The 14,792-nt window shown below is 60.0% G+C and carries 12 protein-coding genes and 1 pseudogene; 3 read left to right on the plus strand and 10 right to left on the minus strand.

Annotation, left to right across the window (positions count from 1 at the left end):
- Positions 1-133: 133 nt before the first annotated feature.
- Positions 134-889 carry a methyl-accepting chemotaxis protein gene (locus tag KW840_RS28880; protein ID WP_371318440.1) on the minus strand — a complete coding sequence of 252 codons (756 nt, stop codon included), beginning with the start codon at positions 887-889 and terminating at the stop codon, positions 134-136.
- A gap of 150 nt (positions 890-1,039) precedes the next feature.
- Positions 1,040-2,272 (minus strand): annotated as a pseudogene (locus tag KW840_RS28885) (chemotaxis protein); the annotation flags it as partial.
- Positions 2,273-2,729: 457 nt separating this feature from the next.
- Here KW840_RS28885 and KW840_RS01710 point away from each other — a divergent pair.
- Positions 2,730-3,515 (plus strand): hypothetical protein, encoded by a 786-nt coding sequence (locus tag KW840_RS01710; protein WP_131726847.1) that lies wholly within the window; start codon positions 2,730-2,732, stop codon positions 3,513-3,515.
- Between the two features lie 62 nt (positions 3,516-3,577).
- Here KW840_RS01710 and KW840_RS01715 read toward each other — a convergent pair whose 3' ends face one another.
- The 8 genes from KW840_RS01715 to gap form a co-directional block, all read right to left on the minus strand.
- Positions 3,578-4,312 carry a hypothetical protein gene (locus tag KW840_RS01715; RefSeq protein ID WP_218494298.1) on the minus strand — a complete coding sequence of 245 codons (735 nt, stop codon included), beginning with the start codon at positions 4,310-4,312 and terminating at the stop codon, positions 3,578-3,580.
- Positions 4,313-4,459: 147 nt separating this feature from the next.
- Positions 4,460-4,849, minus strand: coding sequence for a YbaN family protein (locus KW840_RS01720; RefSeq protein ID WP_218494299.1), 390 nt, complete (start codon positions 4,847-4,849; stop codon positions 4,460-4,462).
- Between the two features lie 160 nt (positions 4,850-5,009).
- Positions 5,010-5,618, minus strand: coding sequence for a biliverdin-producing heme oxygenase (locus KW840_RS01725; protein ID WP_218494300.1), 609 nt, complete (start codon positions 5,616-5,618; stop codon positions 5,010-5,012).
- Between the two features lie 113 nt (positions 5,619-5,731).
- The gene (locus KW840_RS01730) at positions 5,732-8,299 is read right to left on the minus strand and encodes a TonB-dependent receptor (protein ID WP_218494301.1); all 2,568 of its coding nucleotides are present in this window, start codon (positions 8,297-8,299) and stop codon (positions 5,732-5,734) included.
- Positions 8,300-8,421: 122 nt separating this feature from the next.
- Positions 8,422-9,387, minus strand: coding sequence for a FecR domain-containing protein (locus KW840_RS01735; protein WP_218494302.1), 966 nt, complete (start codon positions 9,385-9,387; stop codon positions 8,422-8,424).
- Between the two features lie 121 nt (positions 9,388-9,508).
- A complete protein-coding gene (locus KW840_RS01740; RefSeq protein ID WP_057713542.1) occupies positions 9,509-10,027 on the minus strand; it encodes an RNA polymerase sigma factor in 519 nt (172 codons plus the stop codon).
- A gap of 77 nt (positions 10,028-10,104) precedes the next feature.
- Complete coding sequence (locus tag KW840_RS01745; RefSeq protein WP_057713543.1) at positions 10,105-10,569, minus strand: methylglyoxal synthase; 465 nt, start codon at positions 10,567-10,569, stop codon at positions 10,105-10,107.
- A gap of 161 nt (positions 10,570-10,730) precedes the next feature.
- Positions 10,731-11,732 carry a type I glyceraldehyde-3-phosphate dehydrogenase gene (gene gap / locus KW840_RS01750; RefSeq protein ID WP_218494303.1) on the minus strand — a complete coding sequence of 334 codons (1,002 nt, stop codon included), beginning with the start codon at positions 11,730-11,732 and terminating at the stop codon, positions 10,731-10,733.
- A gap of 220 nt (positions 11,733-11,952) precedes the next feature.
- Here gap and edd point away from each other — a divergent pair, with 220 nt between their 5' ends.
- Both edd and KW840_RS01760 read left to right on the plus strand, forming a co-directional pair.
- Positions 11,953-13,779, plus strand: a complete 1,827-nt coding sequence (gene edd / locus KW840_RS01755; RefSeq protein ID WP_057713545.1) for a phosphogluconate dehydratase — start codon at positions 11,953-11,955, stop codon at positions 13,777-13,779.
- On the plus strand, positions 13,776-14,735 hold the full coding sequence (locus tag KW840_RS01760; RefSeq protein ID WP_154860414.1) for a glucokinase: 960 nt from the start codon (positions 13,776-13,778) through the stop codon (positions 14,733-14,735). Before edd ends, KW840_RS01760 begins: the two co-directional genes overlap by 4 nt.
- Positions 14,736-14,792 lie beyond the last annotated feature (57 nt).

Below are 14,792 nucleotides of genomic sequence, written 5' to 3' on the forward strand. Positions count from 1 at the left end.
AAATCCAGGTCAGATGAAATCCCTGTGGGAGCGAGCTTGCTCGCGATAGCGGACTGTCAGTCGACATCAATGTTGAATGTCAGTGCGTCATCGCGAGCAAGCTCGCTCCCACAGGGGATCTTCGGTAGGTTCTTTAAACGCGGAACTGATCCATCAACTTCATCTGATGGGTGGTCAGGGAGTTGAGCTGGCTGCTGATCTGCGCCGATTCGGTGGCCTGGCTGGTCAGGGTTTCGGTGACGGTGCGGATCGCCGAGACGTTGCGGTTGACCTCTTCGGCGACGGCGCTTTGCTGTTCGGCGGCGCTGGCGATTTGCAGGTTCATATCGCTGATCACGGTGACTGCATCGCTGATCTTGCCCAAGGCCTGGACGGCCTGCTGGATCTGCCCGGCGTTGCTGTGGGCCTGGGTCTGGCTTGAGTGCATGGTGGCGACCACGCCGCGGGTGCCGCTCTGGATGCGTTCGATCACCAGGCGAATTTCTTCCACCGAGTCCTGGGTGCGTTTGGCCAGGTTGCGCACTTCATCGGCGACCACCGCAAAACCACGACCGCTTTCACCGGCACGGGCGGCTTCGATGGCGGCGTTGAGCGCCAGCAGGTTGGTTTGTTCGGCGATGCTGCGAATCACCTCCAGCACCGAACCGATCTGCTCGCTGTTGACCGCGAGGGCTTCGACTTCGGTCACAGCCTTGCTGACTTCTTCGGCCAGTTGATTGATGTCGCGGGTGCTGCGCTCGATGATTTGCATGCCGTCGCGGGCCGACTGGTCGGCACCTTTCGCCGCGTTGGCCGCGTTCGAGGCGCTGTTGGCGACATCGTGGGCGGTGGCGCTCATTTCGTTGGACGCGGTGGCGACCTGGTCGATTTCGCGGAACTGCACCTGCATGCCTTCACTGGTCTGGCGGGCGATTTCCGAAGACTGGTCGGCCGTGCCACGGGCATCGGTGATGCTTTGCTTGATCTGCGCGATGGTCGGTTGCAGCTTGTCGAGGAAGCGGTTGAACCAGCTCACCAGTTCGCCCAACTCGTCCTTCTTGCTGTAGTGCAGGCGCTGGGTCAGGTCGCCGTCCCCACTGGCAATCGCCTTGAGCATGTCGGCCACGCTGTTGATCGGGCGGGTCACGCCGGACGCGGTAAGCCACATCAGCAGCAGACCGATCACACCGGCAATCACTGCCACCGACAGTGCCTTGATCGTGCCGCTTTGCTGAGCATCGTCGAGTACCGCTTGCAGTTTCACTGAGTCGGCCAGCAGCACTTGCTTGGGCAGGTCGATCACCACGGCCCAGGCCTTGGCATCGGCAATCGGACTGACTGGGTACACCGCGCGGATCAGGTCGCCTTGCTGGAGAATCTTCGGCGCGCCACTAGTGAGCAACTGCAGGATGTCCTTGCCATCGCCGCCCAGGGTGTCGCCGATGTTCTTGCCGACTTTGCCGGCGTCGACACTGTAGGCGGCCAGTACGCCAGTGCCGGAAACGATGAGCATGTGCCCGGCACTGTTGAACAGGTCGCGCTGGGAGTCGACTGCCGCCGCTTGCAGGGCGTCGAGGGCGATGTCGATGCCGACCACGCCGATGGACTTGCCATCTACCAGCAGCGGTACGGAAATGGTGGTCATCAACATTTCCTTGTTGCCGACCGTATCGGCATACGGGTCGAGCAGGCAGATGCGCTTGCTGTCCCGCGGGCAGGTGTACCAGACGTTGTACGGCGTGCCGCTGAGGTTCAGGGTGGTTTTGGTCATGTCTTCTTCGACCATGATCGTGTTCAGCGACTTACCCCCGGCGCGGCTCCAGTACGTGGCGAAACGGCCGATCTCGTTGGACTGGCGGGCGGCGTCATTGACGAATTCGCTGTCCTTGCCGTCCAGCCCATTGGGTTCGAACGCCAGCCAAATGCCCAGTACTTTGCTGTTGCGTTCGAAGGCGGTTTTCAGGCTCTGGTTCAACTCTTCTCGCAAGACGCCGGGCTCGAGGGAGCGTTTGGCGGCCAGGTTGCGCATGTCCTGGATCTGGTCCGCGAGGGCGGTCACCACCGTCAGGGTTTCACCGAAGGTCTTCTGCACCCGCACCGCTTGCTCGGCGGCCTTGGCCTGGAGCAGGTCCTGCACACTGGCGGTAAGCATTCTGCTGCTGGAATCGCTGACCAGATCATCGTTCTGATTGGTCTGGTAGATGTTCATACCCACTATCAAGGCGACTACGCCCAGCAGGCACAGACCGGACAGCAGGACGATTTTCAGGCGAATGGACAGTGAGTCGAACATAGGGCGAGCTCGCGAATGGATGAAGTGTTGGCTGTGGGCCGTTGTGGCTCACTCGCTAAATCCATTTAGCGCCGATCAATGCACATCGGCGTGGCGAAGAGGTTACATGAGGGGCAACCCGACGAGCGGTAGTTGTTGAACGTTTGCGCAGAAAAATGTGCCGAAAATGGGGATAAAAAGAGGAAAAAGCGCGGGGTGAATTCAGGGGGCATCAGGGACGCCGGTCTCGAAGCGCCTGAATGAAATTCACAAAATACATATGTACCGCTTCTCATAAACGGCAGGACGTTTCAATGCAGATGCCACCTCGGTGGAACACTTCCGGAAGCTTTGGCTTTCGGCATCTGACAGAAAATAATGAGAAGACTCTATGTGGATTACTTGCTTTAAAAGGACCGGGTTGCGCTCGGTGTTGTTGTTTTGGGGGATGTTGTTGGCGGCAGGCGCGGCTCCTGCCATGTCTTTTCTGAACTCGGCAGCTATTTCGGGTATTGCCTCTCAAATTCCCTCGGCGGCCACGGTACTGCCGGACAAGCTGAACACCCTCAAGGAAAGTCTGGCTGACGAAACGGATGTGAAGCAATACAGCTTCATGGCGGTGCGGGGGCAGGATGTGTGGATCCGTGCGAGCGGGACGAAAGGCGGGCCATTGACGCTGGAATACAATCGCGATGGAAACTGGGCCGTAATCCCTTGGGGTACACCCTTAACGGTTTCTGGTTTGCAGCCGAATCAGGAAGTTCAGGTTCGCATCTCGAAGAAACCGTCCGCCCCGTTCGTGGCGGGTGATATCTACACGCTTGAGTTTGGTTCTGCACCTTACTACGCCGACAGTCGCGTCCGGGGCGATGCCGGTGAGCTGCCGCTGTACTGGGCGACCACGCAGGCCTACAGAGTCCTGAACTGGTCGGTCCGATTGAGGGATTCGACAGGGCAGCCGCTCGAAGGCGCTAAAGCTACCTTGATATTGAACAAGGGGGGGGATGACGAAAGGTTCGACCTTATAACGGACAGCACTGGTAGCGCCGCGCAAGCCCTTGAGTTGGGCAGGTGCTATGGCCAGTTGAAGTCTGATCCTTTCTGGACCAGCAGTGGCAAGTATCGCTATAAGTGGGAGGTCGAATACAACCTGGGATATTGGTCGATTCAGGTTCAAGACAAAGAGGCGTCGGGGGTGGGCGGTCACAACGTGCCGAACGTTTCATTCGCTCAGATATGCTATCAAAACATGTTGCATAACTAGATCCGGCATATTCCCGGCAATGCGGTGATGTACACCGCTTTGCCGGGCTTTTTTTCAAACGATCAGGCCTCGATGTGCAGTCCCTGCTTTCTCTCGCTCGGGTCCTTTTCGGCTTTTTTATGCAATTGATCCAGCCAGGAGTCTGAACTTCCCAGGTCCAGCGCACCTTTGTTCAGCAATAATCCATAGTCAACCATCTTGTGGAAGTTGCTCAGGTCCAGTTTCACCTTGCCCTCGAACTGTGGCTTATCCAGCTGAATCAACTCGATTACGGTCTTGGCGTGCTTGAGGGTCAGGGGTTGCAAGCCTTTGGCCTCGTTCAACAGGGTGTTCAATACTTCCTCATCCCTGGCAGTCAGGGTGTCGGGGGGCGAAGTGACTTTCAACTGACCGTCTTCGGCCACGGTGAAGCCCATTACGTTATGGGCCAGGCCAGACCATTTGTTTTGCAGGTCTTTTTTGAAGTCGGAGTAAATCCCTTCCATTTTTTTGAGCATCAAATTTGCCTGGAATTCATGATGCCTGATCATTGAATATCTAAAGCTTTTTATCTGAGGGGGTAGGTCATAGAACCCGTTAAGTGATTCGAGCGTATTCAAGAAATCCTCCACCTCATTCAGTTTTTCGCTGCTGAGATTTCTAGGTTCACTTCGAGGAGCTCGGAGTTTCTCGATGGTCAACCTTATCCTGTCATCCATTACCGGAATGTCGACTTTCTCAAGCTGGGATTTTTCCGTGTTCGCCTTCACTGTTTGCGGATACGGAACTTGAAAATATGCAGCGTCACTTACATTCATGTCAGCTTCTCATTGTGTGGGTTCATCGTGCTTAACGGCCAAACCCGGTCATGGATGACCTGATAAACACGTAGGAGAAGTCCGAACAGGAAGTAGGTGCTTTCAAGTATGCCGTTGTCGGCTGTCACAGGGCGGTTTGAAGAGGTTTCAGGTGACTTGCGGCAGTGATTCCGGCCGTGACCAGATCCACAGATTGCCCAGCCCCATGCCGGCAATTGCCAGGTAAATCGGCCAGCCGTGATCGAGCATCACCAGCATGAGACCGGCACATAACAGCATGCTGACCGTGGCGCTGACTTTTGCCCGACGCGCGATGATCTTGCCGTTGCGCCAGTTATGGAGGATGGGGCCGAACAGCCGATGGTTTTCCAGCCAGGCACTCAGGCGCGGCGAACTGCGGGTCGCGGCCCAGGCGGCCAGCAGGATGAACTCGGTGGTTGGCAGGCCGGGTATGACGATGGCGATCAGGCCGATGCCCAGGCTGACGTAGGCCAGCAGGCCGAAGAGGAGGCGGGAGAGTCTGGAGGTGGCGGGCATGGGCTCAAGGCAACATGTGAGGCTGATCGAAATCTTACGGATTTGCTTCGTTCCTTGTGGGGGCGAGCCTGCTCGCGATAGCGGAGTATCAGTCGACAATAATGCTGTCTGGAACACCGTCATCGCGAGCAAGCTCGCTCCCACAGGGGAATGTGGTATGTCAGGCGACTTCCGGAGCGCTGGCGTAAGCCCGCTCCAGCAACACGGTAAAACGGTTGAACGCGTCGATGGCGCCTTTTTCCACTTCGGCTTCTTCCTGGGCGCTGAATGCCAGGCCGTCCAGGGTTTTGACGAAGCTCTTCCAACCTTCAGCGCGGCCGCCGGCCGGTTCGCCGAGGTGGCGGGCGCCGAAGGTTTCGCTCAGGCCAAGGCCCACGGCACGCTTGATGAGGAACGCCGCGCCGAGCTTCGAGCCTTCGGAGACGAAGATCCAGCCCAGGGCCTCGGCCTTGGTCGGGTTCTTCAGTGCACCGGCGACAGGTGCCGGCACGTCGGTGTCCAGGTCCGCGAGGTCGGCCCTGGCTGCTTCGGCACGACAGCGGGCCGGCAGGTCCGGGACGATGGCGGTCAGTTCGGCATCGTTGTACAGCGACACCAGTTCCGACTGGAACAGGTACTGCGCCACTACGAAACGAGCGAAATTGGCCGGGGTTTCAAACGGGGCATGAGCCTTGACCAGGGCATCGAGCTTGCTGTGCGGCTCGTGGGTGATCTGGTTCAAACGTTGCGAACGCAGGTTGGGGCGTTGTTCGGTGGCCTGGGTAGTCATGGCAATTCCTTGGAGAAAGAGAGGCGCTTGGTAACGAGACGAACAGGAAGGCGCCTGACAGTAAAAAATCTTCACCGGGCGGCTTGATAAAACCGCCAGGCGAGCTGAGCGGATCAGATATCCCAGATCAGGTTGACCGCAAAGTTGCGACCCGGCTGGGTCAGACGGTCGAGGTTGGCCGGTTGGGTCACCGAGGCTTCGCCGACGCTGTCGTAGCCGCGCACGTCATCCCACAGCCAGTACTTCTTGTCGGTGAGGTTGTAGACGCCGCCGCTGACGGTCACGTCGTCGGTCACCTTGTAGAACGCGCTCAGGTCCAGAATGCCGAAGCCGGGCGTCTTGAACTGGGTGCTGGTGCCGTCCGGCGTTTTGAAGCTGGTGCTGTCGACGCGGTCTTTCTTTTTCACCAGCGTCCAACTGAGCAAGCCGCCGTAGGTGTCCTGGTCGTAGCCGAGGCCGAATACGCCGGTCAGCGGGTTGACGCTGTTGAGCGGCTCGCCGTTGTCGTCGTTGCGACCGTAGGCATAGGCCACCGAGCCCTGGGTGTAGAGGCCTTGCGGCGCGCCGAAGGCGTCCAGGTTCAGGCGTCCCTTGACCTCGGCACCCTTGATGGTGGCGTGCTTGATGTTGTTGCTCTGGAACGTGGTCTCGGTGTAGCCCGGAGTGATGGCGTTCTCGTTAATGAAGTCGCGGTATTTGTTGTAGAACACCGCTACGTCAAACGAGCCCTGCTCGAAGTTGCCGCGCAAACCCGTCTCGTAGCTTTTGCTTTTTTCCGGTTCGAGGTCAGGATTAGGCGCTACCCGATAGCCGCCGGCGATGTTTTCGAAACGACCGTACAACGCCTTGGCGGTCGGGGTGCGGAAGCCTTCAGCGTATTTGCCGTACCAGGTGTAATAGTCGTTGAAGCTGTAGGTGGTGCCAAAATTCGGCGACAGGCGATGCCAGGTTTTGGTCTCGTCGCTCACCGTACCGTTACCGCTCTGGTCGGCGGTGGCCAGGAACTCTTCGGTGATGTTCGGCTTGAGCTCGGTGTAGTCGTAGCGAGCACCTGGCGCAAAGGTCCAGTTGCCCCAGCTGATCAGATCCTGGGCGAACAGGCTGTAGCTGTTGACGGTCGGGTCCGGGAAGTCACTGGCGGGTGTCAGCGTGTCGGTGGCACTAGGGGCGCCAATGACCCGGCAGGATCCGGCCACGGTCAGGCAGGTGCCGGTGCCGGTACGCAGGCCGGTGATTTTGTCCTGCTTGATGGTGGTGCCATAGGTGACGAGGTGGTCGGTGTCGGCGATGGCAAACGACTTGTCAGCCTGGGCATCGAATACCCATTGGCGGTCCTTGTAGGTGGTATCGCGGTTACGCAGCACGGTTCGTGACGGCGGCGCGTAGATTTCCTCGGTGCTCTGGTCGGTCTTGGCGATCTGGTAGTTCAGCGTCCACTTGATGTTGTCGGCCAGGGCGCTGTCCAGACCGAAGCTGTGTTCCAGGCCAAAGCGTTCGCGGGTGATCGTGTCGTTACCGGTACGGGACTTGTAGTAGCCGAAACCGCGTCCGGCATTGAACGGGCCGCCCACTGCGCTCAATTGATTGGTGTCGCGGTCGTCCTTGTAATGCTCATAGGTCAGGCCCAGGCGCGCGTCGTCGGCGTAATTCCAGCCCAGTTTTGCCAGCACGCTGGTGGTGCGCGCGTCCTGGGGGTTGGCTTCAGTGCGGTTCAGCCCAGTGCCGCCGGTTTCGCCATAGGACTCTGTTTCATGACCGTTGCGTTGACTGAGATGCAACAGGCCATCGAGCTCGCCGGTGCGGCCGGCGACGGTGCCGGACGTCAGCCAGCTGTCGTCGGCGGAGCTGTAACCGGTTTTCAGGCGCGCACCGACATCCTTGCCCGGTTTGATGATGTCGTCCGGGTCCAGCGTGTAGTAACTGACGGCGCCGCCAATGGCATTGCTGCCGTACAAAACAGAGGCCGGGCCCCGGAGGATCTCCACACGCTTGACGATTTCCGGGTCGACATAGTTGCGGTTGGTCTGGGCATAGGGGCCATTGAAGAAGCCGTCGGGTACCTGCACGCCATCGACCTGGGTCAGCACGCGGTCGCCATCGATGCCGCGAATGTTGTAGCCGGTGATACCGGCCCGCTGGCCTGCGCCGCCTACCGAAACACCAGGTTCGTAGCGCACCAGCTCCTTGATGGTATTGACGTTGTTGCGGTCCAGATCTTCGCGGGTGTAGACAGAGACCGTGCTCGGCACGCTATTCACAGACTGTTCGTTACGGGTGGCGCTGATGGTCACCTGATCGAGATTCAGGGCGCTGCTACCACTGCGCTTTTCCAGAACGATGCTGTTGTTGCCCAGTTTGCGATAGCCCAGGTTGGTCCCCACCAACAGGCGATCCAGGGCTTTCTCCGGCGACAGCGAACCACGGACGCCCGGCGAGGCCACACCTTGCGCCAGCTCCGACGACACACCGATCTGCCAGCCCGTTACGGTGGTAAAGGCATTGAGTGCCGACACCAGTGATTGCTGGGGAATGGCGAACGAGTAGTCGCCCATTTTGCGGCTCGACTGCTCGGTGGCGGTGGCGGCCATGAGCGGTGCGGTACCGGCCATCAGGATGGCGGCGGTCAGCAGCGACAGCACGCGGGAAGGTGTAGGGGCTTGGCGGGTAAGGCGAGGGGACATCGATAGCGCTCCGTGTCGCACGAATCTTTATAGGTGCTGATTGGCATGGTGAGATGCGAATCAATTGCATTGGCTATAACGAGACGTACGGGGTTTGGCTATCGAGTAAAAATAATTCTCATTCAGTTCAGGATGACCAGCGCCGGGAATTCCTGGAGCCGGGCCGAGGTGATGTGGGCCAGGGAGCGAACCACGTCCAGTGGCTGATCGAGACGGTAGTTGCCGGTCACGGTGACATCGGCCAACTGTTCGTTGTTGTTGATGATCCAGCCCGGGTAGTAGCGGCGAAGTTCTGCCAGCACCTGGTTCAACGGGCAGTTTTCGAACACCAGCCGTCCCTGGACCCACGCCAGGTCGGTGGCGGCGTCGAGTTTGGCCGGGCGGTCGAAGCCGTTGGGGCCGATGCGAATGCTTTCCCCGGCGGACAAGCGTACCCGCGCGTCATCCCGAGTGGCGCGCAAGTCGACATCGCCGCGCTGTACCTGCACCTGCGCCACGCCGTCCAGGTAACGCACGGCAAATGCGGTATCGCGAACGCTGGCCGTGACCGGGCCGGCGTCGATTTCCAGTGGTTGGCCGCGATTGGCCTGCACTTCGAAAAACGCTTCGCCCTGATACAGGCGGGCAACACGTTGCTGGTCGTTGATGGTGCTTGAGAACGCCGAGTTGGTATTGAGCAGAACCCGGGAACCGTCCTCCAGTTGCAGGCGCTGGCGTTCGCCGACCACAGTCAGGTGATCGGCCTGCAGGCGCATCGGCAAACTGCTGAAACTGAACAGCCCGAGCAGCAGCACGGCGGCGGTGGCCAGTGGTTTCCAGTGCGGGCGCAGACGGGCGAGGACAGTGATTTTCGCCGGACGGGCGGCCAGGCTTTCCGCGCATTGCGCCACTTGCGGGCCGTCCCAGATCGCCTGGGCCTTGGCGAACGCCTGGGCATTCAACGGATCGGCGTCGAGCCATGCCTGGAATTGGCGGCTCTGCTCCTCGTCGGGACTGCCGAGCACGATCAGCCAGTCCAGGGCCTGGTCCATCGCGCTTGCGGGGTCCTGCGCCGATGAAGGCTCGGGGGAGCGGTGGTTGTCCGTCACGGTGTTTCCTCGGCAGTGTCTGTGCACGGCTGTTTTTTTTAGTGAAGCGTAAAAGTGGGCCAAGGGTAGCAAAGCCCGATGATCAGCGCAGTCGGTCCAGGTAAGCGCAGGGCCTTGGCGCTCAGTTGGCGTTCAAGCGATCGGCAACCCCGATGCAGATCGACATGATCAGTTTGAGTTCTTTCTGCACGGTGCTGAGGGACACGTTCAACTCCTCGGCGATTTCCTGGTAACTGTGCCCGTGCAGGCGGCTGAGGATGAAAATCCGCTGTTGGCGGGCGCTGAGTTCACTGAGGCTCACGTTCAAACGCTCCAGCAATTGTTCGGCGTGGGCGGCGTCTTCGGCGCTGCTGGTGGCGGCGGCGATGCTGTGCATCACCTCCTGCGGCACGTCGTCGACCATGGTGCGCGAATGGATGCGCCGCGCGCGCAAATGGTCCAGCGCCAGGTTGCGCGCCGTCTGGAAGACAAAGGGCTCAAGATGATCGATGGCCCGTTCGCTCAATGCCCGGGTCACCCGCAGGTAAGTTTCCTGCAAGAGGTCTTCAGCGGTGCTGTGATTGTTGACCATCCGCTCCAGCGTGCGCAGCAGGGAGGTGCGCTGGGTGAGGAAAACGTGGTTGAAGCGCGACTGACTCACGGGAGAACCTGATCCATTTCGAGTAGATGATAATGCTTATCATCTACTCGAGTGGTCAAGCACTGATTTGTGACGCTTTACGCGCGACCTTGCAAATAGGTGGCGTAATCGGGAATCCGATGGAGGTGCGCCTGATCCATCAGCGGGCTGCTGAGCAGGTAGTCGGCGCTGCATTCGTTACACGCCACCGGGATGTTCCACACTGCCGCGACCCGCAGCAACGCCTTGATATCCGGGTCGTGGGGCTGTGGCTCGAACGGGTCCCAGAAGAACACCAGCATGTCGACCCGCTGCTCGGCGATTTGCGCACCGAGCTGCTGGTCGCCGCCCAGTGGCCCGCTGATCATGCTTTGCACCGGCAGATCGAGGCGTTGTTGCAACAACAACCCCGTGGTGCCGGTGGCGACCAGATCATGCTGGGCCAGCCTGTCTTTTTGCCGTTCGGCCCAGTCCAGCAAGAACACCTTGCAGTGGTCATGGGCAACCAGGGCGATACGCTTGCGCGCCGCCATGGTCTTTTGCGTAAAGCTGATGCCGATCATCGATGCTGGCTCCAGAAATGACACGTACCCTGTAGGAGCAGCCGGTCGACGCTCGATTGCTCGCGATGGACTTTAGAACACCGCGGGGCATCAGGTTCCCCGCGTTATCGTTCACGACCATCGCGAGCAAGCTCGCTCCTACAAGACCGGGGGCGTGCTTCTTACTCGGCGTTACACAGCGCCAGGCAGTTATCGAGCATGCGGTTGGAGAAACCCCATTCGTTGTCATACCACGCCAGTACCTTGAGCAGCTTGCCGCTGGATTTGGTGTGGTTGGCGTCGAAGATCGACGACAGCGGGTTGTGGTTGAAGTCGCTGGAGACCAGCGGCAGGGTGTTGTACCCAAGGATCTTCGAGTGCTGGCTGGCTTCTTTCATCAGCGCATTGACCTCATGGGCCGACGCTTCGCGCTTGAGCTGCACCGTCAGGTCCACCAGCGATACATTGATGACCGGTACGCGCACCGACATGCCGGTCAATTTGCCCGCCAGTTCCGGCAGCACCAGGCCCACCGCTTCAGCAGCACCGGTCTTGCTCGGGATCATGCTCTGGGTGGCCGAACGGGCGCGGTACGGATCGACGTGATAGACGTCGGTCAGGTGTTGGTCGTTGGTATAGGCGTGAATGGTAGTCATCAGACCGCTTTCGATGCCCAGCTCGCGGTGCAGCACCTGGGCCACCGGGGCCAGGCAGTTGGTGGTGCACGACGCGTTGGAAATGATCTGGTGCGATTGGCGCAGAATGTCGTGGTTCACCCCGTAAACCACGGTGGCGTCGGCGCCTTTGGCCGGTGCAGAGATAATGACTTTGCGCGCGCCCGCCGTAATATGCGCGGCGGCTTTGGCCCGGTCGGTGAACAAACCGGTGCATTCGAACACCACATCAATCTTTTCCGCGGCCCAAGGCAAGTCGGCCGGGTTGCGGATGGCACTGACCGAAATGCGGTCGCCGTTGACCGTCAGGCTCTCCTGGTCGTGCTGGACATCGGCATCGAATGTGCCGTGAACGGTGTCGTACTTGAGCAGATGAGCATTGATCGCGCTGTCGCCCAGGTCGTTGATGGCGACGATCTGCAGATCCTGACGGTAGCCCTGGGTATAGAGTGCGCGCAGGACATTACGGCCGATGCGGCCAAAACCATTGATTGCGATTCGAAGAGTCATAGTGCGGCGCTACCGTCGTTTTGTTGTTGGAATTACAAGATTATTCGTAAAAAAATAGAAAACAAGCCTTTTTGATGGCAATATTTTGTTCGATCTACAACGAGTGACCTGAATCAACTGGTCCGAATGGTCAAATAAACCGTCTGTCATCCCATCGACACCGGCCTTTGATCAGCATAGACAATCAGGTCGCCACATCCGTTAGCCTGGAGTTCTACACATGCATCCCCGCGTCCTTGAGGTCACTGAACGGCTTATCGCCCGCAGCCGCGCCACGCGTGAGGCCTACCTTGCATTGATCCGCGGTGCGGCCAGCGACGGTCCGATGCGCGGCAAGCTGCAGTGCGCCAACTTCGCCCATGGCGTGGCCGGTTGCGGCAGCGACGACAAGCACAGCCTGCGGATGATGAACTCCGCGAACATCGCGATAGTTTCGTCATATAACGACATGCTCTCGGCACACCAGCCGTACGAAGTCTTCCCCGAACTGATCAAGAAAGCCCTGCGCGAAATCGGCTCCGTCGGTCAGTTCGCCGGTGGCACGCCGGCCATGTGCGATGGCGTGACCCAGGGCGAGCCGGGCATGGAGCTGAGCCTGCCGAGCCGCGAAGTGATCGCGTTGTCCACTGCCGTGGCGCTGTCCCACAACATGTTCGACGGCGCGCTGCTGCTCGGCATCTGCGACAAGATCGTGCCGGGCCTGATGATGGGTGCGCTGCGCTTCGGCCATCTGCCGATGATCTTCGTGCCGGGCGGGCCGATGGTGTCGGGCATTTCCAACAAGCAGAAAGCCGATGTGCGCCAGAAGTACGCCGAAGGCAAGGCGACTCGCGAAGAGCTGCTGGAATCGGAAATGAAGTCCTACCACAGCCCTGGCACCTGCACCTTCTACGGCACCGCCAACACCAACCAGTTGCTGATGGAAGTCATGGGCCTGCATCTGCCGGGCGCGTCCTTCGTCAACCCGAACACGCCGTTGCGCGATGCCTTGACCCGCGAAGCCGCGCACCAGGTCACGCGCCTGACCAAGCAGAACGGCGACTTCATGCCGATCGGCGAAATCGTCGACGAGCGTTCGCTGGTCAACTCGATTGTCGCGTTGCATGCCACGGGCGGTTCGACCAACCACACCCTGCACATGCCGGCCATCGCCATGGCGGCGGGCATTCAATTGACCTGGCAGGACATGGCCGACCTCTCCGAAGTCGTGCCGACCCTGAGCCACGTCTACCCGAACGGCAAAGCCGACATCAACCACTTCCAGGCTGCGGGCGGCATGTCGTTCCTGATCCGCGAACTGCTGGAAGCCGGGCTGCTCCACGAAAACGTCAACACCGTAATGGGCCACGGCCTGAGCCGCTACACCCAGGAGCCGTTCCTCGACAATGGCCAACTGGTCTGGCGTGAAGGCGTGACCGACAGCCTCGACGAAAGCATCCTGCGTCCGGTCGCCCGTGCATTCTCGGCCGAAGGCGGCCTGCGGGTGATGGAAGGCAACCTCGGTCGCGGTGTGATGAAAGTCTCGGCCGTGGCCGTGGAAAACCAGATCGTCGAAGCGCCGGCCATGGTGTTCCAGGATCAGCAGGACCTGGCCGATGCGTTCAAGGCCGGTTTGCTGGAGAAGGATTTTGTCGCGGTGATGCGCTTCCAGGGCCCGCGCTCCAACGGCATGCCAGAGCTGCACAAGATGACGCCGTTCCTCGGCGTGTTGCAGGATCGCGGCTTCAAAGTCGCGCTGGTGACCGACGGGCGCATGTCCGGTGCGTCGGGGAAAATTCCGGCGGCCATTCATGTCAGCCCCGAAGCTTATGTCGGCGGCGCTTTGGCGCGGGTACAAGAGGGCGATATCATCCGCGTCGATGGCGTCAAAGGCACCCTGGAGCTTAAGGTGGACGCCGAAGAATTCGCAGCGCGCACGCCGGCCAAGGGCCTGTTGGGCAACAACATCGGCACCGGTCGCGAGCTGTTCGGTTTCATGCGCATGGCCTTCAGCTCGGCGGAGCAGGGCGCCAGCGCCTTTACTTCTGCCCTGGAGACGCTTAATTGAAACTGGCTTTGGTCGGTGACATCGGTGGGACCAACGCACGTTTCGCGTTGTGGAAAAACCAGCAGTTGGAATCGGTCCAGGTGCTGGCAACGGCAGATTTTCCCAGCCCGGAAGAAGCTATCAGCCTGTACCTCAATGGTCTGGGGCTGGCGCCGGGTTCGATCGGTTCGGTGTGCCTGTCGGTGGCGGGCCCGGTGAGTGGTGACGAATTCAAGTTCACCAACAATCACTGGCGCCTGAGCCGCAAGGGCTTTTGCCAGACCTTGCAGGTGGATCAGCTGTTGTTGGTCAACGACTTCTCGGCCATGGCCCTGGGCATGACCCGTCTGCAGCCCGGCGAATTCCGCGTGGTCTGCGAAGGCACGCCGGAGCCGTTGCGCCCGGCGGTGGTGATTGGCCCGGGCACAGGCCTGGGCGTCGGCACCTTGCTCGATCTGGGCGCGGGCCGTTTTGCCGCGTTGCCGGGGGAGGGCGGTCACGTCGATCTGCCATTGAGCAGCCCGCGTGAAACACAGCTCTGGCAGCACATCTTCAACGAAATTGGCCATGTCAGTGCGGAAACAGCCTTGAGCGGTGGCGGCTTGCCCCGTGTCTATCGGGCGATCTGTGCGGTGGACGGGCACACGCCTGTGCTCGACACACCGGAAGCCATCACCGCTGCCGGGCTGGCGGGCGACCCGATTGCCGTGGAAGTGCTTGAACAGTTCTGCTGCTGGCTCGGTCGCGTGGCCGGCAATAACGTGCTGACCACCGGTGGACGCGGTGGCGTGTACATCGTGGGCGGGGTGATTCCGCGCTTTGCCGATTTCTTCCTCGAAAGCGGTTTCGCCCGCTGCTTCGCCGACAAGGGTTGCATGAGCGACTACTTCAAGGGGATTCCGGTGTGGCTGGTGACAGCGCCGTATTCCGGGTTGGTTGGCGCCGGAGTAGCCTTGGAGCAATCTCTCCCAGCTTGAAATACGATCAAAATGTGGGAGCGGGCTTGCTCGCGAATGCGGTTTTATATTCAACAC

It is taken from the genome of Pseudomonas sp. PDM30 (assembly GCF_019218985.1).
Taxonomy (GTDB): Bacteria; Pseudomonadota; Gammaproteobacteria; order Pseudomonadales; family Pseudomonadaceae; genus Aquipseudomonas; species Aquipseudomonas jessenii.

Excerpts from the sequence above, each read along its gene's own strand:
- KW840_RS28880 (WP_371318440.1), bottom strand. The coding sequence starts at position 889 with ATGCAGGTGCAGTTCCGCGAAATCGACCAGGTCGCCACCGCGTCCAAC.
- KW840_RS01710 (WP_131726847.1), top strand. The coding sequence starts at position 2,730 with ATGTCTTTTCTGAACTCGGCAGCTATTTCGGGTATTGCCTCTCAAATT.
- KW840_RS01715 (WP_218494298.1), bottom strand. The coding sequence starts at position 4,312 with ATGAATGTAAGTGACGCTGCATATTTTCAAGTTCCGTATCCGCAAACA.
- KW840_RS01720 (WP_218494299.1), bottom strand. The coding sequence starts at position 4,849 with ATGCCCGCCACCTCCAGACTCTCCCGCCTCCTCTTCGGCCTGCTGGCC.
- KW840_RS01725 (WP_218494300.1), bottom strand. The coding sequence starts at position 5,618 with ATGACTACCCAGGCCACCGAACAACGCCCCAACCTGCGTTCGCAACGT.
- KW840_RS01730 (WP_218494301.1), bottom strand. The coding sequence starts at position 8,299 with ATGTCCCCTCGCCTTACCCGCCAAGCCCCTACACCTTCCCGCGTGCTG.
- KW840_RS01745 (WP_057713543.1), bottom strand. The coding sequence starts at position 10,569 with ATGATCGGCATCAGCTTTACGCAAAAGACCATGGCGGCGCGCAAGCGT.
- gap (WP_218494303.1), bottom strand. The coding sequence starts at position 11,732 with ATGACTCTTCGAATCGCAATCAATGGTTTTGGCCGCATCGGCCGTAAT.
- edd (WP_057713545.1), top strand. The coding sequence starts at position 11,953 with ATGCATCCCCGCGTCCTTGAGGTCACTGAACGGCTTATCGCCCGCAGC.